Consider the following 20727-nt stretch of genomic DNA (forward strand, 5'->3'; position numbering starts at 1 on the left):
TATGCAATTATGCTCAATTTTTCAGAGCGAGTAGTTCTTTTACCAACGGGAGGGTAATAGCCCGTTTGGTTTCGAGAGAGTAAGTATCTAAGGCATCCAATAAAGACATCAAGCTGGACATATCCCGATGAAAGTGGCGCAGTAGCCATGGAGGTACATCGCCAGATAGTTGCAAGCCGCGCGCAAGTGCAGCTTGTTCGAGTGCATTCAACTTTTCCTCATCAGAGAGCGCATGCATTTGAAAGACCAAACCCCAGGCAAGGCGAGTTCTTAAATCATCTCTTAACTCCAGGTTAGCTGGAGGCACTTGGCTGCTCGTTAGCAAAACTTGTGAGGATGATTCACGGATGAGGTTATGAATCCTAAAGAGAGCCCCTTGAGCAAATTCATCTAACGCATCAACATCATCAACGCATAAAACAGTAATCGCTTGAGGATTTTCTAGAATCAAGGCTGCCACTTGGCGCCAATCATCTTGACTGCTGTCATGATGTAAAACCCATGCCTGTTGACCATGATCATGCGCCAGTAACTTCATGGCCTCAAGAATGTGTGATCGGCCAGAGCCACTTTCTCCCCATACATGAATCATTCGTTGTTCAGCTTTGAGTGGAGTGGCTTTGGGGTCGGCTTGAAAAGATAGTTTGAGCTCCGTTAGCATACCCAGTAAATTTTCATTTCCTGTTGCAATGAAGTTCTCTAAGCTGGCTTCAGGCACGCATCCCAAATCCAATGCAATTTGGCGCGGCAAACGATGGGATGGAGGTGAAGAGGGTAAAGTCATTAATTGATCAAAAGGCTTAGTTATTTTTATACCAGTTTGTATTTTTATAACTCTGCATAGCATGTCGACTGAGTACAAGAGCAATAGCGCTAAGAGGTAATGCTAGCAGTACTCCAAAAAACCCAAACCATCCACCAAATAAGATTAAGGCAAAAACAACCAAGACGGGGTGCAGACCAATACGTTCCCCGACTAACTTAGGGGTTAAGAAAAAGCTTTCAATTGTTTGTCCAGCAATATAAAGCGCTAGAACAGCCAGAACACTCACCCCGGCTTCAGCTTGAAGGGTGGCTGAAAGTAGCGCTAGAACCAGTGCGGCGCCATATCCAATATAGGGGATAAAGATGGCCACCCCAGTCAGTAGACCAAGTGCAAGGGCTCCTGTGACACCTAGCGCATAGAGTCCAGCACAGTAATAAACAGATAAAACTGCGATCACAATTAATTGACCCCTTAAGTACTGAGACAAGAGATCGTCAATTTCTTTCACAATTATCGTGACTTGTTGAAGCCATCTCGCGGGAATGATGGGAGTTAATTTGTTAAAAAACTCATCCCACTCTGTGAGAAGGTAGAACACAATAAAAATAATAAGTACCAAGCCGAAGATGCTGGCCAATAAACTTTGCCCTGAGTTCAGCACGGTTGATAAACCAGAGCTAATGAGGGTGTCGGCATTGTCTGAGAGCTGTGAGCTGATGCGCTCTTCCAAGACACTATGAATTTTTTTGACATCAACGTTGATCAGTAGCGAGTCGAAAATAGGCTGAATCGCTTTTTGAGTTTGTGAGAGCCAAACGGGGAATTGTTCCCTTAGAGCGGGTAATTCCTTTTGCAAAATGCTTAAAAACAGAATAATTAACCCGGAAATAGCAAAAAATCCAATAAAAACAGACAAAATTGCAGAGAATATCTTGCCCAAATGAAGGCTTTGAAGCCTAACAGATAGGGGTCTGAGCACATAAGCCAAGATAAATGCCGCTAAGAAAGTTGTTAATAAAGAGACCATAGGTTTTGCGTATCCACTAGAATTCATAGATTCTACTGATTCAAATACACTTATAGCCATGTCAGATCAAAATTCTTCAAAATCTCAAGGACTTTCTTACCGCGATGCGGGTGTAGATATGGAGGCAGGCGACGCTTTAGTTGAGCGTATCAAGCCTTTGGCCAAGAAAACCATGCGTGACGGCGTTTTGGCCGGTATCGGTGGCTTTGGCGCCCTTTTTGAGGTGCCTAAGCGCTACAAGGAGCCCGTTCTTGTTTCAGGTACGGATGGTGTGGGTACCAAGCTTAAGTTAGCTTTTGATTGGAATCGTCATGACACCGTCGGTCAAGATTTGGTGGCGATGAGCGTTAACGATATTCTGGTGCAAGGCGCTGAGCCCCTATTTTTCTTAGATTATTTTGCTTGCGGTAAGTTGTCAGTGGATACGGCCGCTACGGTAGTTGGCGGTATAGCTTTGGGTTGTGAGTTAGCCGGTTGTGCGCTGATTGGTGGCGAAACTGCGGAAATGCCAGGCATGTACCCAGAGGGTGAGTATGACTTGGCTGGTTTTGCTGTGGGCGCAGTTGAAAAATCAACCATGATTACAGGTGCGACGATTGCTCCGGGAGATGTCATCCTCGGTTTGGCATCGAGTGGTGCCCATTCAAATGGTTACTCCTTGATCAGAAAAATTATTGAGCGTGCGGGTGCTAAGCCAAGCGATGATTTTCATGGTCGTAGCTTGAGTGATGTGGTGATGGCCCCAACAAGAATTTATGTGAAATCCATGTTGGCGTTGATGGCTAAGATCAACGTTAAAGGCATGGCGCATATTACGGGTGGCGGTTTGGTTGAGAACGTGCCTCGCGTATTGCCAGAAAATACTCAAGCTGTTTTGCATCAAACTGCATGGCAGTTGCCACCGTTATTCCAGTGGCTGCAAAAAGAAGGTGGCGTTGAAGATGCTGAGATGCACCGTGTATTTAACTGTGGCGTTGGTATGGTGGTGATTTTGAATGCTGCTGATGCCGCTGCTGCAAAAGCTCAGTTGGAGTCTACTGGTGAAACTGTTTACCAGTTAGGTGAGGTAGTCGCTAGACCGGCAGGCGCTCATCAAACGATTGTTGTTTAACGATCGTTGAGGTACGGTTACTGTAGTTGGTAGTGAGCGAGACACACTTGCTCACACCGATCCATCTCTGACTCCAAGAGTGGATCAAAAATTTCTCGATCATGCATGCCGCGCAACCAAGTTAATTGACGTTTTGCTAACTGACGTGTAGCGGCAATCGATTGATCTTTTAATTCTTGTAAATCAATTATTCCATCAAGATATTGCCAGGCTTGTCTGTAGCCTACTGCTCTCATTGACGGTAGATCCGGGTTAAGTTTTGAGTTTGCTCTAAGTTGGCGCATTTCATCTAAAAAACCTTGAGACATCATGATCTCAAAACGTTGCGCAATACGCTCATGCAGGACCGATCGATCAGAGGGTTCAATGGATAGTAGCCTCAAGTGCAAGGGGCTATCTGAATCTCCTCGACCAGTTTCTTTGGGCTCTTCTTTTAACCAGGCGGACATAGGTTTGCCGCTTTGCAGATAAATTTCAAGCGCTCTTTGAACCCGTTGTGCATCATTTTTTTCAAGGCGAGCAGCTGTCTCAGGATCCACCTTGGCTAATTCAGCATGAATGGCATGCCAACCTTGTTCGGTAGCTTGAAGCTCCAGAGCTGCGCGTATTTCAGGGGAGGCGGTGGGCATGTCCGATAAACCATGAGCGAGCGCTCTCCAGTACAACATCGTTCCACCAACGATGATAGGGAGGTTGCCTCGTTCACGTATCGCTTGTATCCACTGTTTAGCATCTTTGGCAAATTTAGCAGCTGAATAAGGATCTTCTGGATTGGCAATATCAATACCATGATGAATCACTTCAGTCATTTCTGAGATGCTGGGTTTGGCGGTGCCGATATCCATCCCTTTGTAAACCAAAGCAGAGTCCATGCTGATAATTTCTACGGTGCGACCATATTTTTTAGCAGTCCGCGCGAAGCGCATACTCATAGCACTTTTTCCGCTAGCAGTTGGTCCCACAATCGCTATGACAGCTTGATTCAAGACTAACGACCGCGTAAAAATAATTTATCTAAATCTTGAATACTGAGTTGTACCCAAGTTGGACGACCGTGATTGCATTGATCAGCGCGTTCAGTCTGCTCCATCTGTCGTAATAACGCATCCATTTCAGTGAGTGTTAGTGCTCGATGAGCTCTGACAGCTGCATGGCATGCTTGAGTAGCAAGGCGCTCATGTTGTGCAGCATCAATTACTGCTTTTGAACCGGTGAGATCCAATTCGCTTAGTAAATTTCTGAGTAAGTTAACTGGCTCAGATCGTTGTAAAAGTGTGGGAATAGTTCTGATGGCTAATTGGGTGGGCGATAGTGTGGCTACATCAAAACCTAATTTTTCTAGAGTTAGGCGATGCTCTTCCGCTTTGCTAACCTCCAGTTCAGAGGCGTGCATCACAATGGGTACCAATAGCTGTTGTACTTTGATACCAGTCGCTAAATCTTGCTTTAATTTTTCATATAAAACACGCTCGTGTGCGGCATGCATATCAACCAGAACTAAGCCATGTTGGTTTTGCGCCAAAATATAAATGCCATGGATCTGAGCAAGTGCATGCCCTAAAGGTAAATCAGATGGTGACTCGTTATTCTGTTCCGGATGCAATCTTTCGGCATGATTGATCGTTGAGAAAAAGCTATCAATGCTACTTTTTTGATTCTGATTGAGCGGCAAGTACTGATTGCTGATCTGTGGATTCCAGGCTGGTATAGAAGACATAGCAGGCTGGCTTAAGCTATCTGAAATAAGACCTGTTGCATCATCATGAGATCGGTTGATGTGACCCGCTGAGGTTGCCAATGCGTTTTGAATAGCTTTGTAAATGAATTGATGGACGGCGCCGCCTTCTCTGAAGCGCACTTCAGTTTTGGCAGGGTGAACGTTCACATCAACCAGATTAGGGTCAATATCAAGCGATAGAACAATCATAGGTTGTCTGTCACCATGCAAGACGTCTTGATAGGCGCTACGAATGGCATGCTGCACCACTTTATCGCGCACAAATCGTCCGTTAACGTAACTAAATTGTTGATCTGCTCTTGCTCTGCTGGCTGTGGGCTGACTGATGAAACCACGCAGAGTTAAGGGACCCGAAATACTCTCTAGAGGAATTCTGGCTTCGTGGAATTCTTTACCTAAGATTGCATCAACTCGTTGTTCAATATTGCCATGAGACCAGCGCTCTAGAACTTTACCGTTATGCCAGATAGCAAAAGCAATATCTGGTCGGGATAAAGCAATACGACGAATCACATCTAAACAATGCCCTAATTCTGTCGCAGCACTTTTTAAGAATTTACGTCGAGCAGGGGTGTTGAAGTAAAGATCTTGCACATCAATGGTTGTGCCTGTGGGGCCGGATGATGGGCTGACCTCTCCCACCGTTTGACCGCCATTCACATGGATTTGCCAGGCATGGTCATCTTCGCTGGTGCGCGTTGTAATCGACAATCTAGCAACCGATGCAATAGAGGCCAGTGCCTCACCTCGAAACCCAAGTGAGCCAACTGACTCTAAATCATGAAGCGATCGAATTTTGCTGGTGGCATGTCTTTGAACGGCTAGAGGAAGTTCTGTATGGCGGATGCCTTGACCGTCATCTTGTATGGAGATTCTTTGGCAACCACCTTCTTCTAATCGAATAATGATGGCACTTGATCCGGCATCAATCGCATTTTCTAAAACTTCTTTAACAACCGATGCAGGACGTTCAACCACTTCACCAGCCGCAATTTGGCTGATCAGAGTATCCGGTAGTGCTGCGATTGCTTGTCTCATGAATCTACGGTTTCTAGTGGTGACGGTACTGTTGTTCTAATTCAATGATTTGCTCTCTGATTTCATCGAGATCACTCGCATCAGCGCATTCATCGACATATTTCTGCATATCTTCAATAGCAGGTCTGATGTAATCCAATTGAGCCAAAGCAAGGCCTCGATCTCTGACTTCTTCAACGGCATTCGGTAACAAAATAACCAAGCGTTGTTGAATGCCCAAAAGTCTTTCCCAACGTTCTTGCTGGGTGTAGATCGCTTTTAAGTTTCTTAAAAATCTTGAGAGAATTTCTCTTGAGCTAGATGATCTCAAAAATACGCTAAGAGGCAACTGCAACTCACCGCGATAGCCTTGAGCATCCAAATAAGGGTCTAGCATTTCTTGCAGCTCATGTTTTGATAAAGATGTGCCAGTTAGTGGATCCATAATGACTTGGCCCTGAGTTAGTGAAACGCGCACCATGAAGTGATTGGGGAAAGAGACGCCTTTGATATTGAGATCCAGCTGTTGACCCAGTTCCATAAAAATCAAAGCTAAAGAAATTGGAATACCTCTTCTGGTTTCGAAAACACTGTGTAAATAAGAGTTATCTGGATCGTAGTAGTCGTTGCGGTTTGGTCCAAAACCTAATTCTTGATAGAAGTAATTTTTAAGTATTTGGAGCTTTTGAATATCTTGCATTTCAGAGGTGATGCGTTGCTTGACTTTGTCGCCGAGTAAATCGAGCTCATCCATGACATTCTGAATAATGAGATCAGGGTATGCATGTTGCGCGACAGCGATCGCCGCCTCAGTCAACGGGAAGTGATCATCATCTATCACCAGAGAGGCAAAGTAATCTAATTGTTGTGTTGGCATATAAGTCAGCTTATTTTGCTTGGTATAAAAAATCTTTGGTTCTAAAGCCGGTAATCCATAAGCTGCCTAAATAGACAATTGCAGCAAAGGTTAACCAAATGAAGAGCCATCCTATTCTAATCATTGGCGTATTGCGAAGCTCAATCCAGTCATGCTGCTGGGCGCCAAAATAAAAAACAACGGTGACAGCTGCAAGAGCAATCAGTAATCTTATAAAGAATTTGAGCCATCCAGCATTCTTAAGCAAGATCCCTTTCTGGTTGAGACCTCTCCAAAGCATAGCGGCATTAAGTATGGCGCCTAATCCAATGGATAGTGCTAGACCAGTATGGTTGAGCCAAGGCACTAAAATGATGTTGGCTAATTGAGTTAACACCAATACACGAATAGCAATCTTGACCGGGGTTTTAATGTCCTGTCTTGAGTAGTAGGCGGGCGCTAAAATTTTGATCAGAATCAAGCCAACCAAACCAACGCCATAAGCGCCCAAAGCTTGTCGCGTCATAGCCACATCAAGAGCATTAAATTGCCCGTAGTGATAAAGCACTGCGGCGAGTGGTTGACCAAATACCAGTAATGCCATTGCAGCAGGTGCAGCCAACATGAATGTGAGCTTTAAACCCCAATCCATTAATTTTGCAATTTGAGCGTCATCTTGCAGCGTGTTAGCGCGACTTAAGCTAGGCAGTAAAACTGTGGCAATCGCCACGCCCAAGAGCGCTGTTGGGAATTCCATCAATCTGTCGGCATACGATAACCATGAAACGCTGCCCGCAGTTAAGTGTGAGGCAATGTTGGTATTAATGATTAACGACAGTTGAGCAACAGAAACTGCAAATAAAGCGGGCAACATCAGTTTTAAAACTTTTTTGGCCCCTGGATGGTTCCAGGCATTTTTGATATTGCCCCAGCCAAAGCTAATTTTAGGTAACAAGCCAATTTTTTTAAGTGCTGGGATTTGAATGGCTAACTGCGTGATCCCGCCCAAAATAACACCAATACCTAAGGCATAGATGGGCGTCTCAAAATAGGGTGACAGCAACCATGATGAAAAAATCATCGATAAATTGAGTAAAACAGGGGTAAAGGCCGGTATGGCGAATTTTTTATAGGTATTTAGGATGCCCGCTGAGAGCGACACCATAGAAATGAGGCCAATATAGGGGAACATGATCCTGGTGAGAACTACGCTAGCCTCATGGGCGCCGCTATCGTTAAAACCCGAGGCAATGATGAAAATAAGCCAAGGGGCGCCTATAACACCTACTAAAACAGTCAGGATCAAAGACCAAAATAAGATGGTTGCAATGGCAGAAACCATCAAAAAGGTGCCTTCTTGGCCCTCTTTTGTCGATGTTTCACCCAAAACTGGCACAAATGCCTGAGAAAAAGCGCCTTCTGCGAACAGTCTCCGGAGTAAATTGGGGATTCTAAAGGCCACATTAAAGGCGTCAGTCCACTCGGAAGCCCCGTAGGTACGGGCAATCAGTGTTTCTCTCAGTAGCCCTGTGATGCGGGATAGCATCGTTAGGCTACTTATTTTGGCGGCTGCAGATAATAAATTCACAGGCGTAGTTTTACAGATTTCTGGCAGGGGTGGTAGCCTTGCTCAGGATAAGTTATAATCTTTTTCTTTTGGCAATACCCCTAAAGGTTACAAACATGGCAAATACCGCCCAAGCTCGTAAACGTGCCCGCCAGGCAGTTTCTCAAAATGAACACAACTCAAGCTTGCGTTCACGTCTTCGTACAGCTATCAAGACTGTGCGTAAAGCCGTTGACGCAGGTGATAAAGATGCTGCAGCTAAGGTTTTCCAGGCTGCGCAGGCAACAATCGATAAGATTGCTGATAAAAAAGTAGTGCATAAAAACACTGCTGCGAGAACAAAATCTCGCTTATCTGCAGCTATTAAAGGCATGACAGCCTAATTTATTTAGGTTAAAAATGAGCCCGTTCCCTAGTACGGAGCGGGTTTTTTATTTTTAGTTAGGTGATTTTGTAGGTATTTCGCAGGCTTCAACAATAGGTAGATTATTGTCTTTAGCGAAGTTTTTGACGAAATCCATGGCTTTTGGCTCAATTTCATTGAGCCTTTCATCCACCACCACGCATTTGATACCGGCAATATTGACGGGTTTGACGTAGGGTGAGTAGGTGAAGCGAGGGTCGCTTGTGTCGCCGTCAGGTCGGAACTGGGCCATAACGCCGCAAAGTCTCTCAGCCCAATCACTGGGTCTGAATGGTTTGCCATCGTGAGTAAGACCTTGGATAAAGAATTGTTTGGTCGTCACGATGTCTTTGCTGTATAAATAGTTGAAATTCGGGATAACCCCTAGATTTTATCAGTCTGAACCCTTGTTGAATAGATATTTGAATTAATTAGGCGTGAATAGCTATGTTGTCGAATATTCCAGTCAGGCACTACCTACAATTTGCTGATTTCAGCGCGGATGAGTACGCTTATTTACTTCAGCGAGCTGAGTTTCTAAAAGCCAAGTTCAAAAGATATGAGACTTGGCATCCATTGCACGATCGAACGCTTGCAATGATTTTTGAAAAAAATTCCACACGTACACGTTTATCTTTTGAAGCAGGTATTCACCAATTGGGTGGTCATGCCGTCTTCTTAAACACCAAAGATACCCAGCTTGGTCGTGGTGAGCCTGTAGAAGATGCGGCTCAAGTGATTTCAAGAATGACCGATATCATCATGATTCGGACATTCGGACAAGACATCATTGAGCGTTTTGCATCTAATTCCAGAGTGCCAGTAATCAATGGCCTCACTAACGAATACCATCCTTGCCAAGTTTTGGCAGATATCTTTACATTTGTAGAACATCGCGCAGATATCAAAGGCAAAACAATTGCCTGGATTGGTGATGCCAATAATATGGCCTACACCTGGGTACAGGCTGCTGAAATCTTAGATTTCAAAGTGAATTTCTCTGCGCCACCAGGTTATCAGTTGGATGAAAAATTACTTAGTGCACAGGCTAAGAAACATTTAACGGTCTTTCAAAACCCCTTGGATGCTTGCAAAGGGGCTGATTTAGTTACTACCGATGTGTGGACTAGCATGGGTTACGAAGATGAGAACCAAGCTCGTTTAAAGGCATTTAAAAACTGGATGGTGACCGACGAGTTGATGGCGGCTGCTCATGCAGATGCTCTTTTCATGCATTGTTTACCGGCACATAGAGGTGAAGAAGTTGCTGCTTCTGTGATTGATGGGTCGCAAAGTGTTGTTTGGGATGAGGCTGAAAATCGCTTGCATGTTCAAAAAGCGCTGATGGAATTCTTGCTGTGTGGCAAGTTGTAATTTTTATTAAAAATTTAATTTAACGTAGATAAATATGTCAGACATTAAAAAAGTTGTTCTAGCTTATTCAGGCGGTTTAGATACCAGTGTGATTTTGAAGTGGCTTCAAGATACGTATCAATGTGAAATCGTTACATTCACAGCAGATTTGGGCCAAGGTGAAGAGTTAGAGCCTGCTCGTGCAAAAGCACTTCAGTTTGGCATTAAGCCAGAAAATATTTTTATTGATGACTTGCGCGAAGAGTTTGTTAGGGATTTTGTGTTCCCTATGTTCCGTGCCAATACGATCTATGAAGGCGAGTATCTATTAGGTACATCCATTGCCCGTCCTTTGATTGCTAAGCGTCAAATTGAGATTGCGCATAAAACAGGTGCTGATTCTGTATCGCATGGCGCAACAGGTAAAGGTAATGACCAGGTTCGTTTTGAGTTAGGTTATTACTCATTGGATCCATCAATCAAGGTGATTGCACCTTGGCGTGAGTGGGATCTTTTGTCTCGTGAAAAATTATTAGCCTATGCTGAAAAGCATGGCATTCCTGTTGAAATGAAGCACAAGCAAGGCGGTGCACCTTATTCAATGGATGCAAACTTATTGCACATCAGTTACGAAGGTCGCCATCTAGAAGATCCAAAAGCTGAGGCTGAGGAGTCAATGTGGCGTTGGACTGTTTCACCGGAGCAGGCACCAGATGCGCCTGAGTACTTGGATATTGAGTTCGAGCGTGGTGATGCGGTTGGAATTAACGGCAAGCGTTATAAAGCTCATGAGATGCTGGCTGAGCTCAATAGAATCGGTGGTTCGCATGGTATTGGCCGTTTGGATCTTGTAGAAAACCGTTACGTTGGCATGAAGAGCCGTGGATGTTATGAAACTCCTGGTGGCGCCATTCTTCTAAAAGCGCACCGCGGTATCGAAAGTATCACTTTAGATCGTGAAGTGGCTCACTTGAAAGATGATTTGATGCCTCGCTATGCCAGCATGATTTACAACGGCTACTGGTGGGCGCCAGAGCGTGTTGCTCTACAGACATTAATTGACCATACGCAACAAAGCGTTAGTGGTTTTGTCCGAGTGAAGTTATACAAGGGCTCTGTGACAGTTGTAGCGCGTGATTCAGTGAATACATTGTTTGACCAAAATATTGCTACTTTTGACGATGATGGTGGTGCGTACAATCAGGCAGATGCTGGTGGATTCATCAAGTTAAATGCATTGCGTATGCGTATTGCTGCCAATGCACGTATTAAACGTGGTTCTTAATTTTTTAGGATAAGTTATGCAATTTGATCAAGTTTCAGTTGGAAAAAAAGCGAATGTCTTTTTTGATGGTAAGTGTGTTTCTCATACAGTGACGTTGCCAAGTGGTGAACGTAAGTCAGTTGGCGTTATTTTGCCAAGCACCTTGCGCTTTGATCTCACCACGAAAGAAGTGATGGACGTAGTGGATGGCACTGCTCATGTAAGTATCAATGGCGCTCCAGAGCAAGCATTTACTGCTGGTCAATCATGGACAGTTGAGGCTGGCGGCTACTTTGTTATTCGTGCTGAACAAGCTGTTCATTACGTTTGCCATTTCGGCTAAGATCTAGCGCTTGGGTAGACCTGAAACGGTATGCCCAGGCAAGATATCTTTTTTAGAAAACCAAGCCTGGTTCATTTCTAAGGCAAATCTGATTGGTTTAGATGGGCAATGATTGGTTTCAGTCATTGCCTGCATTTCTTCTATATTCACAATTTCCCCGCTTTGATCAATAAATGCGATGGATAGGGGTATTTTGGTATTCCTCATCCAAAAGCAATGAGTCGCAGTGCTTTCAAAAATAAAAAGCATTCCTTCATCCGAAGGTAAAAAATTTCTATTCATGAGACCCAGCTGCCTTTCGGCCTGATTTGAAGCTACTTCAGCAGTGATTTTATGAAGACCTACTTGCAGCTCTGCTCTAGGCATACTTTGGGCAGATATACCCCCCACATGACTGGTGTAAATGAATAATGCGGATATAAGTAATCTGGCTAAATGAGGCATAGTAATTCGAGCTTGAGTCAGTGAATGGCTACCACTTTATCAGATTCAAGTTGGCTGTTAGGAAAGCCAATAGACCTATGAATATCCCTAGTAATTAATCTCAATACCAAATATCAAACTTGTGTTTAGAATAGGAAATATGAGTCAAAAACCTAAATCCCCGAGCCGTATCGATTTCCCAGGAATTGCGGATGATCAAGCGACGGTCATGGATCGTCAAACAGAGCGCGTGCAGCCACCGAAGATGTATCGAGTGGTTTTATTGAATGACGATTACACCCCGATGGAATTTGTCGTCATGGTGATTCAAGAGTATTTTCATAAAGATCAAGAGAGTGCAACAAGAATTATGTTGCAGGTTCACCTTGAGGGTAAGGGCGTTTGTGGTGTTTACACCAAAGATGTTGCAGCGACAAAAGTAGAACAAGTGGTAGACAGATCCCGTGAAGCCGGGCACCCTTTGCAATGCACGATGGAGGAAGCATGATTGCTCAAGAATTAGAAGTAACCCTACATATGGCATTCGTAGATGCGAGAGCATCCCGTCACGAGTTTATTACCGTTGAGCACTTGCTCTGTGCGTTATTGGATAACGCAACAGCGGCAGATGTTTTAAAAGCTTGCGCTGTCAATATTGATGACATTAAGAGTAATCTTAAAAACTTCATTAATGACAATACTCCACTGGTACCAGGATCGGCTGAAGTAGATACTCAACCCACTTTAGGCTTTCAGCGCGTTATCCAGCGCGCCATCATGCATGTTCAATCCACCTCTAATGGTAAGAAAGAGGTAACGGGTGCTAACGTCTTGGTTGCTATTTTTGGTGAGAAAGATTCGCATGCTGTTTATTACTTGCAGCAGCAAGGACTAACTCGCTTAGATATTGTTAACTACATCAGCCACGGCATTCGCAAGGATCAAGCTGAGGTGCCAAAAACCAATGAGTCTAGCGCTGAAGGTGGTGAAGCTAGTTCTGGTGGCAAAGATAGCCCTTTAGAGCAGTACACCCAGAATCTCAACGTATTAGCTAAACAAGGCCGTATCGATCCATTGATTGGTCGTGAGGGTGAAGTAGAGCGTGTGATCCAGATCTTATGCCGCCGCCGTAAAAATAACCCATTATTAGTGGGTGAGGCTGGCGTCGGTAAAACTGCTATTGCAGAGGGGCTTGCCTGGAGAATCACCCAAAGTGATGTTCCCGAAGTTTTATCAAAAGCGGTTGTTTACTCCTTGGATATGGGTGCCCTATTAGCAGGCACTAAGTACCGTGGCGATTTTGAGCAGCGCTTAAAAGATGTTCTTAAAAATTTAAAAGACAATCCAGACGCGATTTTATTCATTGATGAAATCCACACATTGATTGGAGCAGGCGCTGCTTCGGGTGGAACGCTAGATGCTAGCAACTTGCTCAAGCCTGCGCTTTCAAGCGGTCAGATGAAGTGTATCGGGGCAACCACTTTTAACGAGTACCGCGGTATTTTTGAAAAAGATGCCGCCTTGTCACGTCGTTTCCAAAAGGTAGATGTTTTAGAGCCGAGTGTTGATCAAACAGTTCAAATTCTGCGTGGTTTGAAATCTAAGTTTGAAGAGCATCATGGTGTTAAGTATGCTCAAGCGGCTTTGACGGCTGCGGCAGAATTATCAGGTCGTTATATCAATGATCGTCATTTGCCTGATAAGGCTATTGATGTGATTGATGAAGCCGGTGCTGCCCAGCGTATTTTGCCAAAGTCTAAACAAAAGAAAACCATTGGTCGTCAAGAGATCGAAGACATTGTGGCTAAGATTGCACGCATTCCGCCACAATCAGTTTCTGTGGATGATCGCAGTAAGTTGCAAACTTTAGATCGCGATCTTAAGAGTGTGGTGTTTGGTCAAGAGCCAGCGATTGAGGTGTTGGCATCGGCTATCAAGATGTCACGCGCAGGTTTGGGTAAAGACGATAAGCCAATTGGTTCATTCTTATTCTCAGGTCCAACGGGTGTTGGTAAAACTGAGGTAGCCAAACAGTTGGCATTCATTATGGGCATCGAGTTGATTCGTTTTGACATGTCGGAGTACATGGAAAGACATGCTGTGAGCCGTTTAATTGGTGCGCCCCCAGGTTATGTTGGCTTTGATCAAGGTGGCCTCTTAACGGAAGCAGTCAATAAGAAGCCTCATTGCGTTCTTTTATTAGATGAAATTGAAAAAGCTCACCCAGATATTTTTAATATCTTGTTGCAGGTGATGGATCATGGCACTTTGACGGATAACAATGGTCGCAAGGCTGATTTCAGAAATGTGATCATCATCATGACCACCAATGCTGGTGCTGAAGCCATGCAGAAGTCATCCATTGGTTTCACCAATGCACGACAAGCTGGTGACGAGATGGGTGACATCAAACGCACCTTTACGCCTGAGTTCCGCAACCGTCTCGATGCAATTGTGGGCTTCAAAGCCTTGGATGAAAGCATCATCTTACGAGTGGTGGATAAGTTCTTGATGCAACTTGAAGAGCAGTTGCATGAGAAGAAGGTGGATGCAAGCTTTACTGAGAATCTACGAACTTATTTGGCGAAGCATGGTTTTGATCCATTAATGGGTGCAAGACCAATGCAGCGCTTGATTCAGGATCTGGTTAGAAAAGCTTTGGCGGATGAGTTGCTATTTGGTAAGTTAGCCAATGGTGGCCATGTGGTGGTGGATATGGATGCTGAAGAAAAAGTCCATTTGGATTTTGAAGCACCCGTAAGATCTGCTGTTAAAAAAGTCTCATCAGGTAAAACAGAGGCAGAACAGATTTAATCTGTTCTGCAGTCTAAATAGCCTGCTTAGGCTCGTCCTGTACTTCCAAAGCCGCCAGCACCTCTTTCGCTGGCGGTGAACTCTTCTACTTCTGACCATTCAACCTGAGCCACTGGCACAATGACCAACTGTGCTAAACGTTCCATAGGCTCTAATTTAAAAGCGGTTTGACCACGATTCCAAGTGCTCACCATGAGTTGACCTTGGTAGTCTGAATCAATTAAACCTACTAAATTACCAAGAACGATTCCATGTTTGTGACCTAAGCCTGAGCGTGGCAGAATCAAGGCGGCATAGCCTGGGTCATCTAGGTAGATAGATAAACCCGTGGGTACCAATACAGTCTGACCGGGCTCAATCGTGATGGCTTCATCGAGGCAAGCTCTTAAATCCAAACCTGCACTACCCGCAGTTGCATACTGCGGCAGATTGTTTTTCATTCGGGCATCGAGAATCTTTACTTGTAGTTTTTTCATATTAGATTTTTTTAGAAATAAGACGGATTAATTGACGTGATAAATGTAATTTGTCGGCTTTTTCAAAGCGCTGAGAACTACTTTCTTCTATAACGAGCAGCTCATTCTCATCTAGCCCAAACGTATCAGGACCAATATTCGCAACTAGCATAGGGATATTTTTCTTTATCCGTTTTTCTTGGGCATGCCGTTCTAAGTCATTCGTTTCAGCAGCAAAGCCGACACAATAGGGTTTTTTATTCTTAGCCGCTGACTCTGCAACGGATGCCAAGATGTCTGGATTTAATTCAAACTCAAGTGTTGGAGTATTTGAGCCAGCCACTTCTTTTTTGATTTTCTGCGCGCTGGCATTTTTGACATGCCAATCTGCCACTGCTGCAACGGAAAAGAAAACATCCGCTGTTAAGTCACTCATCACGGCACTATGCATCTCTTTTGCACTGGTAACGTTTGTACGTTGAATCTTGCCAGTAAATTCAAGGGGCGTGTTGAGGTGGCAAGGTCCTGCAATTAAATGAACCTCGGCGCCTGCTTCTAATGCGGCCTGCGCTAAAGCAAATCCCATCTTGCCCGAACTCTTATTGGTAATGCCTCTAACGGGATCAATGGCCTCATAGGTAGGGCCAGCAGTAATGAGTACTTTTTTACCTTTTAATACTTTTTCTTGAAAAAAAGAAATAACTCCCTCAAGAATTTGATGGGCTTCGAGCATGCGCCCCATACCATTCTCACCACAAGCCTGTGAGCCACTGGTTGGCCCTAAGACGGTAACGCCATCCTTATCGAGCTGAGCGACATTTCTTTGGGTTGCTGGGTTGTCCCACATTTGTTTATTCATCGCAGGAACAACAATAAGAGGGCACTCTTTAGCCAGGCAAATTGTACTAATCAGATCATCCGCTAAGCCTAAAGAAATTTTAGCCATTAAGTCTGCGCTAGCTGGAGCAATCAAAATAACATCGGCTTGTCGAGACAGCTCAATATGGGCCATGTTATTGGGAATGCGAGCATCCCATTGGCTCACATAAACCGGTTTACCTGTCAGCGCTTGCATCGTAACGGGTGTCATGAAATGAGTGGCCGCTTCACTCATTGCCACTTGAACTTCAGCGCCTTCTTGAATCAATGACCGCGCCAATTCAGCCACTTTGAATGCGGCAATGCCCCCAGACATAGCTAGGAGTATTTTTTTACCTTGTAGAGAATTCATAATTTGAATGAACCTTCTTATTTGTTGACGCGTTTGATCTCATCAATGATGAGAAGAATGACGCCAATCGTGATGGCGCTATCAGCAATATTAAAAGCGGGCCAATGCCAACCCATGTAGTGAAGGTCAACAAAATCAACAACAGCACCATAAAGAACTCGGTCAATCACATTCCCAATAGCGCCACTTAGAATCAAACTCAAGGCTAGTGAAAAAATAGTTTGATGACAGTTTTTACGAATTAACCAAATCATCACTAATGCAGCAATGATGCCAACGCCTGTGAAAAACCATCGCTGCCAACCGCCAGCCTGAGCTAAAAAGGAAAACGCTGCCCCTGAGTTATAAACCAAAGTCCAGTTTAAGAAGCTGGTTACTGGCTGTGACACACCCTCAAATAAGTTATTTTTTGCAATGATCTTTGTTAGTTGATCAAGTATCAAAAGAAAACTGGATAAACCAAGCCATAACAATAAAGATTGCTTGTTGTTTGATTTATATGAGGCCAAGTCGTTCTCCTAAGGTGCTTTTAAGCAATGTGGCGAGTTTCGCCGCTACCGAAAAGATTGCTGGTGCAACGACCGCACAAACTAGGATGTTGCTCATCATGGCCCACATCATCTCGATAGTGCCAGCAGCGACCGCATTTTTGATGTTCAGATGAGCGGACGACAACCTGTAATTCTGTAGCATCTGCTTTTGCTTCAATGGTGGCACTCGATGTGATGGTGATGAAGCGCAGATCCTCACCCAGTGAAGCTAGTAATGCAGCATCTGCACTTGGTGCAATGATGTGGATCTCTGCTTGAAGAGAGGATCCGACCTTGCCAGCTTCTCGTTCAAACTCAATCGCTTTTGTGATGTCTGAGCGCATCGCTCGGATGCGATCCCACTTAACTAAAAGTTCTGCCGCATTGCCAATGTTTGGCAGTTGATGGAACTCTTCAGTAAAAATGGTGTCTTTGCTATTGGTTTGATGATCAAAGATCTTCCAAGCTTCTTCTGCAGTAAATGACAAGAATGGTGCCATCAATCTTAGGAAAGATTGGGTGATGTGGAATAAAGCATTTTGAGCGGAACGTCTGGCTGTTGCATCGGCTGGCAATGTATACAGACGATCTTTGAGGATGTCTAAATAGAATCCACCCATATCTTCAGAGCAGAAGGTCATCAATCGAGATACCGCTGGATGGAATTCATATTTATCGTAATGCGCCATCAAATCTTTTTGAACAGAAGCAGTGAGGGCTAATGCATATTGGTCAATCTCTAACCAATCCTTGCTATCCATATGGTGCTGTTTGATATCAAAGTCAGATAAGTTGGCCAATAAGAATCGCAATGTATTTCGGATGCGACGGTAGCTTTCAACAACGCGCTTCAGAATTTCATCAGAGATGGTCATTTCGCCTGAGTAATCTGTTGATGCAACCCATAGACGAATAATTTCAGCGCCCATCTTGTCAGCCACTTCTTGAGGGGCGATCACATTGCCAATCGATTTACTCATCTTGCGTCCCTGACCGTCGACCGTGAAGCCGTGTGTCAGAAGTGCTTTATAAGGTGGTTTGCCATCTAACATGGCGCCGGTTAAAAGTGATGAGTGGAACCAACCACGATGTTGATCTGAGCCTTCTAGGTAAAGATCTGCCCAACGGCCTTCCGGGTTGTCTCTAGATGCATCGGATAAGGTTGAGGCGTGAGAGCCACGAATCACGTGCCAGTGCGTTGTGCCTGAGTCAAACCAAACGTCCAAGGTATCTTTATTTTTTTCATACATGGCGGCTTCATCGCCAAGCAATTCTTGAACATCCATGGCTTGCCATGCTTCGATGCCTTCTTTTTCAACTCGAGCGGCAACTTTTTCAAGTAACTCAGGTGTGCGAGGATGAGGCTCACCCGTTTCCTTATGTACCAAAAAGGCCATGGGGACACCCCATTGACGTTGTCTTGATAGGGTCCAATCTGGGCGATTAGCAATCATGCTGCTTAAGCGCTGCTTACCCCATGCCGGGAAGAATTCAGTTGTCTCAATACCGGCTAGAGCTGTTTCACGAAGACTGGCCCCTTCATGCGGTTTTTTATCCATGCTCGCAAACCATTGCGCTGTAGCGCGATAGACGACCGGAGTTTTATGTCTCCAGCAGTGCATGTAAGAGTGATTGAGTTTGGCTGAGTGAAGCAATGAGCCTGCCTGTTGAAGCGTCTCAACAATTTGAGGGTTGGCCTTCCAGATGGACAAGCCTGCAAACAAAGGCAACCAAGAAGCGTAAACGCCATCGCCCATCACGGGGTTCAAAATATCTTGATCTTTAAGCCCGTTTGATTTGCATGACTTAAAGTCTTCTTCACCATAAGCTGGTGCGCAGTGCACTAAGCCAGTACCGCTATCGATTGTGACGTAATCAGCCAAGTAAATAGGTGATCGTCTGTCAAAGCCTTTATCTGCTTTAGCTAATGGGTGATGGAACTCTAGGCCCGCCAGCGCCTGACCCAGGCAAGTGCCAATGACTTGACCTTCTAGTTCATAGTCTTTTAAGCAAGCTTCAATGCGATCTTTAGCGAGGATGAGTAATCCTCTCGCGGTATCAACCAATGCGTATTCAATTTCAGGGTGAGCATTGAGTGCCTGGTTAGAAGGAATGGTCCATGGTGTCGTGGTCCATATCACGGCCATGCCTTCATTTTTAGGTAAGCTACTCAAACCAAAGGCTTTTGCAATCAAGCTGAGTTGATCTTCTGGGAAAGCAAATCCCACATCAACAGCTAGGTCTACTTTGTCTTGGTATTCCACTTCAGCCTCAGCCAAAGCAGAGCCGCAATCAAAACACCAGTTAACTGGTTTTAAGCCTCTATAGACATAGCCTTTTTCAAAAATTTTGCCCAGCGCACGAATTTCATCGGCTTCATTTTTGTAATCCATCGTGAGGTATGGGTTTTGCCAATCGCCTAAAACACCCAAGCGCTCAAAATCTTTTTTCTGCTTATCGACTTGAACTTGTGCGTAAGCGCGTGCCTTTGCTTGAACTTCTGCAGTAGGCAGATGCTTGCCAAACTGTTTTTCAATTTGAATTTCAATCGGCATGCCGTGGCAATCCCAGCCTGGGACATATAGCGCGTCATGACCGGAAAAGCCTTTGGCTTTAACGATCATATCTTTTAAGATTTTGTTAACAGCATGGCCAATGTGAATATCGCCATTGGCATAAGGAGGGCCATCGTGAAGAATAAATTTCTTTTTGCCCGCCTTGGCTTCTCTGATTTTTTGGTAAATCTTTTTTTCTTGCCACTCTTTTACCCAAAGTGGTTCACGTTTGGGTAGATCGCCCCGCATTGGAAATGCGGTATCAAGTAAGTTAACGGGGTAAGAATTTTTTTTATTTTCAGACATGGTCGGTTATTTCAAAGTAATTTTTTGCTATAGCTGCATCTTGGTTGATGGCGTTTTGTAATGTTTCCAAATCGTTGTATTTTTCTTCATCTCTTATTTTCTCAATCAATTCGATGCGCACTAATTTTCCGTACACAAATTGTTTGAAATTAAAGATATGAACTTCTAGTAAGTATCTTCCTGAATCATCAACCGTAGGTCTTTGACCAAGGCTTGCAACAGCTGGTAATGGATTGTCGCTTAAGCCGTGTACTTGTGCGATAAAAATACCTTGTGCGGCAGGCTTTCTTGGATGTGTTTTATTAGCCAAAGAGATATTCAAGGTAGGGAAGCCCAAGGTGCGGCCTAATTTCTGACCGTGGAGCACGTGACCGCTCAGCATGTAGGGTCTACCTAATAATTGGCGAGCTAACTTGAGGTTTCCTTGGGCTAGGGAGCTTCTGGTAGCTGAACTGGAAATGCGTACTTGATTTTCCTCAAGAGTGGGCATACTCGCCACGCTAAATCCATACTGGATCCCAGCTTCAACTAAGCTGGAGAAATTACCAGCTCTTTTAGCTCCATAGTGAAAGTCATCGCCGATCAAGATGGATTGCACTTGCAATCCATCGACTAAGATATTTTTAACAAATTCTTCGGGGCTCAGATTGGCAAAGTCTTGATTGAAGTGAATCACCCACACTTTATCAATACCCACTTCAGCAAGTGCTTCTAGCTTATCTCGCAAACTTAAAATTCTTGCAGGAGCTTTTTCTGGGGCAAAGTATTCAATAGGGTGAGGCTCAAAGGTCATCACGCAAGATGGAATATTTTGTTCTTTTGCTGTTTCAACTAATTTTTTGAGCAATGCCTGATGCCCCCGATGCACGCCATCAAAATTACCGATGGTTAGGGCGCAGGGGGTCCAATTTGCGACAGGAGGGATGCCTCTAATTACTTTCACGTTACGGTATGAATTATATTGGTGG

At 44.4% G+C, this 20727-nt stretch carries 20 protein-coding genes; 7 read left to right on the forward strand and 13 right to left on the reverse strand.

All coding sequences use genetic code 11. The features are described 5' to 3' along the window. Positions 1-13 precede the first annotated feature (13 nt). Entirely contained in the window at positions 14-784 is a 771-nt protein-coding gene (gene hda / locus ICN28_RS07310; protein WP_216287441.1) for a DnaA regulatory inactivator Hda, read from the reverse strand. A 16-nt stretch (positions 785-800) separates the two neighbouring features. Then, positions 801-1820, reverse strand: a complete 1020-nt coding sequence (locus ICN28_RS07315) for an AI-2E family transporter (RefSeq protein ID WP_216287444.1) — start codon at positions 1818-1820, stop codon at positions 801-803. Positions 1821-1851: 31 nt separating this feature from the next. Here ICN28_RS07315 and purM point away from each other — a divergent pair, with 31 nt between their 5' ends. Further along, complete coding sequence (gene purM / locus ICN28_RS07320) at positions 1852-2904, forward strand: phosphoribosylformylglycinamidine cyclo-ligase (RefSeq protein WP_216287446.1); 1053 nt, start codon at positions 1852-1854, stop codon at positions 2902-2904. A gap of 17 nt (positions 2905-2921) precedes the next feature. On the opposite strand, the gene miaA is transcribed toward purM, so the two are convergent. From miaA to murJ, 4 genes are read right to left on the reverse strand one after another with little or no spacing between them, the layout of a single operon-like run. Then, positions 2922-3911 carry a tRNA (adenosine(37)-N6)-dimethylallyltransferase MiaA gene (gene miaA / locus ICN28_RS07325; protein ID WP_370626481.1) on the reverse strand — a complete coding sequence of 330 codons (990 nt, stop codon included), beginning with the start codon at positions 3909-3911 and terminating at the stop codon, positions 2922-2924. After that, positions 3893-5680, reverse strand: coding sequence for a DNA mismatch repair endonuclease MutL (mutL, locus tag ICN28_RS07330; RefSeq protein WP_216287449.1), 1788 nt, complete (start codon positions 5678-5680; stop codon positions 3893-3895). Before mutL ends, miaA begins: the two co-directional genes overlap by 19 nt. A 13-nt stretch (positions 5681-5693) precedes the next feature. Beyond that, a complete protein-coding gene (locus tag ICN28_RS07335; RefSeq protein WP_216287450.1) occupies positions 5694-6536 on the reverse strand; it encodes a SirB1 family protein in 843 nt (280 codons plus the stop codon). A gap of 10 nt (positions 6537-6546) precedes the next feature. Further along, complete coding sequence (gene murJ, locus ICN28_RS07340; RefSeq protein WP_216287451.1) at positions 6547-8103, reverse strand: murein biosynthesis integral membrane protein MurJ; 1557 nt, start codon at positions 8101-8103, stop codon at positions 6547-6549. 95 nt (positions 8104-8198) lie between these two features. Between murJ and rpsT the strand changes: the two genes are divergently transcribed. After that, positions 8199-8465 carry a 30S ribosomal protein S20 gene (gene rpsT / locus ICN28_RS07345; RefSeq protein WP_216287452.1) on the forward strand — a complete coding sequence of 89 codons (267 nt, stop codon included), beginning with the start codon at positions 8199-8201 and terminating at the stop codon, positions 8463-8465. Positions 8466-8519: 54 nt separating this feature from the next. Here rpsT and ICN28_RS07350 read toward each other — a convergent pair whose 3' ends face one another. Next, positions 8520-8828 carry a DUF3579 domain-containing protein gene (locus ICN28_RS07350; protein WP_370626469.1) on the reverse strand — a complete coding sequence of 103 codons (309 nt, stop codon included), beginning with the start codon at positions 8826-8828 and terminating at the stop codon, positions 8520-8522. A gap of 104 nt (positions 8829-8932) precedes the next feature. Between ICN28_RS07350 and argF the strand changes: the two genes are divergently transcribed. Genes argF through ICN28_RS07365 form a run of 3 tightly spaced genes read left to right on the forward strand, consistent with a single transcriptional unit; the run spans position 8933 to position 11445 of the window. Continuing rightward, the gene (gene argF / locus ICN28_RS07355; RefSeq protein ID WP_370626470.1) at positions 8933-9859 is read left to right on the forward strand and encodes an ornithine carbamoyltransferase; all 927 of its coding nucleotides are present in this window, start codon (positions 8933-8935) and stop codon (positions 9857-9859) included. A 34-nt stretch (positions 9860-9893) separates the two neighbouring features. Then, positions 9894-11123 carry an argininosuccinate synthase gene (locus ICN28_RS07360; RefSeq protein ID WP_216287453.1) on the forward strand — a complete coding sequence of 410 codons (1230 nt, stop codon included), beginning with the start codon at positions 9894-9896 and terminating at the stop codon, positions 11121-11123. 16 nt (positions 11124-11139) lie between these two features. After that, the gene (locus tag ICN28_RS07365; RefSeq protein ID WP_216287454.1) at positions 11140-11445 is read left to right on the forward strand and encodes a pyrimidine/purine nucleoside phosphorylase; all 306 of its coding nucleotides are present in this window, start codon (positions 11140-11142) and stop codon (positions 11443-11445) included. Between the two features lie 3 nt (positions 11446-11448). Here the strand turns inward: ICN28_RS07365 and ICN28_RS07370 are convergent, their stop codons facing one another. Then, complete coding sequence (locus tag ICN28_RS07370; protein WP_216287455.1) at positions 11449-11889, reverse strand: DUF192 domain-containing protein; 441 nt, start codon at positions 11887-11889, stop codon at positions 11449-11451. A 208-nt stretch (positions 11890-12097) separates the two neighbouring features. Between ICN28_RS07370 and clpS the strand changes: the two genes are divergently transcribed. Together clpS and clpA are read left to right on the forward strand one after the other, a co-directional pair. After that, the gene (gene clpS / locus ICN28_RS07375; RefSeq protein ID WP_255536210.1) at positions 12098-12376 is read left to right on the forward strand and encodes an ATP-dependent Clp protease adapter ClpS; all 279 of its coding nucleotides are present in this window, start codon (positions 12098-12100) and stop codon (positions 12374-12376) included. After that, positions 12373-14682, forward strand: a complete 2310-nt coding sequence (gene clpA / locus ICN28_RS07380; RefSeq protein WP_216287459.1) for an ATP-dependent Clp protease ATP-binding subunit ClpA — start codon at positions 12373-12375, stop codon at positions 14680-14682. Before clpS ends, clpA begins: the two co-directional genes overlap by 4 nt. Before the next feature lie 26 nt (positions 14683-14708). Here the strand turns inward: clpA and dut are convergent, their stop codons facing one another. From dut to ICN28_RS07405, 5 genes are read right to left on the reverse strand one after another with little or no spacing between them, the layout of a single operon-like run. Beyond that, a complete protein-coding gene (dut, locus tag ICN28_RS07385) occupies positions 14709-15158 on the reverse strand; it encodes a dUTP diphosphatase (RefSeq protein ID WP_216287461.1) in 450 nt (149 codons plus the stop codon). 1 nt (position 15159) lies between these two features. Continuing rightward, positions 15160-16368, reverse strand: coding sequence for a bifunctional phosphopantothenoylcysteine decarboxylase/phosphopantothenate--cysteine ligase CoaBC (gene coaBC / locus ICN28_RS07390; RefSeq protein WP_216287462.1), 1209 nt, complete (start codon positions 16366-16368; stop codon positions 15160-15162). A gap of 17 nt (positions 16369-16385) precedes the next feature. Then, positions 16386-16877 (reverse strand): signal peptidase II, encoded by a 492-nt coding sequence (lspA, locus tag ICN28_RS07395; protein WP_216287463.1) that lies wholly within the window; start codon positions 16875-16877, stop codon positions 16386-16388. Positions 16878-16897: 20 nt separating this feature from the next. Further along, complete coding sequence (ileS, locus tag ICN28_RS07400) at positions 16898-19759, reverse strand: isoleucine--tRNA ligase (RefSeq protein WP_216287464.1); 2862 nt, start codon at positions 19757-19759, stop codon at positions 16898-16900. Then, entirely contained in the window at positions 19752-20702 is a 951-nt protein-coding gene (locus ICN28_RS07405; RefSeq protein WP_216287465.1) for a bifunctional riboflavin kinase/FAD synthetase, read from the reverse strand. The genes ileS and ICN28_RS07405 overlap by 8 nt, the downstream gene beginning before the upstream one ends. Positions 20703-20727: the final 25 nt, after the last annotated feature.

Source organism: Polynucleobacter sp. 30F-ANTBAC, assembly GCF_018882385.1.
Classification (GTDB): Bacteria; Pseudomonadota; Gammaproteobacteria; order Burkholderiales; family Burkholderiaceae; genus Polynucleobacter.

Bases quoted from the DNA above. Each gene is read 5' to 3' on its own strand.
- clpS (WP_255536210.1), top strand. From the start codon at position 12,098: ATGGATCGTCAAACAGAGCGCGTGCAGCCACCGAAGATGTATCGAGTG.
- argF (WP_370626470.1), top strand. From the start codon at position 8,933: ATGTTGTCGAATATTCCAGTCAGGCACTACCTACAATTTGCTGATTTC.
- ileS (WP_216287464.1), bottom strand. From the start codon at position 19,759: ATGTCTGAAAATAAAAAAAATTCTTACCCCGTTAACTTACTTGATACC.
- rpsT (WP_216287452.1), top strand. From the start codon at position 8,199: ATGGCAAATACCGCCCAAGCTCGTAAACGTGCCCGCCAGGCAGTTTCT.
- ICN28_RS07315 (WP_216287444.1), bottom strand. From the start codon at position 1,820: ATGAATTCTAGTGGATACGCAAAACCTATGGTCTCTTTATTAACAACT.
- mutL (WP_216287449.1), bottom strand. From the start codon at position 5,680: ATGAGACAAGCAATCGCAGCACTACCGGATACTCTGATCAGCCAAATT.
- ICN28_RS07365 (WP_216287454.1), top strand. From the start codon at position 11,140: ATGCAATTTGATCAAGTTTCAGTTGGAAAAAAAGCGAATGTCTTTTTT.
- ICN28_RS07335 (WP_216287450.1), bottom strand. From the start codon at position 6,536: ATGCCAACACAACAATTAGATTACTTTGCCTCTCTGGTGATAGATGAT.
- purM (WP_216287446.1), top strand. From the start codon at position 1,852: ATGTCAGATCAAAATTCTTCAAAATCTCAAGGACTTTCTTACCGCGAT.
- hda (WP_216287441.1), bottom strand. From the start codon at position 784: ATGACTTTACCCTCTTCACCTCCATCCCATCGTTTGCCGCGCCAAATT.
- clpA (WP_216287459.1), top strand. From the start codon at position 12,373: ATGATTGCTCAAGAATTAGAAGTAACCCTACATATGGCATTCGTAGAT.
- dut (WP_216287461.1), bottom strand. From the start codon at position 15,158: ATGAAAAAACTACAAGTAAAGATTCTCGATGCCCGAATGAAAAACAAT.
- ICN28_RS07360 (WP_216287453.1), top strand. From the start codon at position 9,894: ATGTCAGACATTAAAAAAGTTGTTCTAGCTTATTCAGGCGGTTTAGAT.
- coaBC (WP_216287462.1), bottom strand. From the start codon at position 16,368: ATGAATTCTCTACAAGGTAAAAAAATACTCCTAGCTATGTCTGGGGGC.
- ICN28_RS07370 (WP_216287455.1), bottom strand. From the start codon at position 11,889: ATGCCTCATTTAGCCAGATTACTTATATCCGCATTATTCATTTACACC.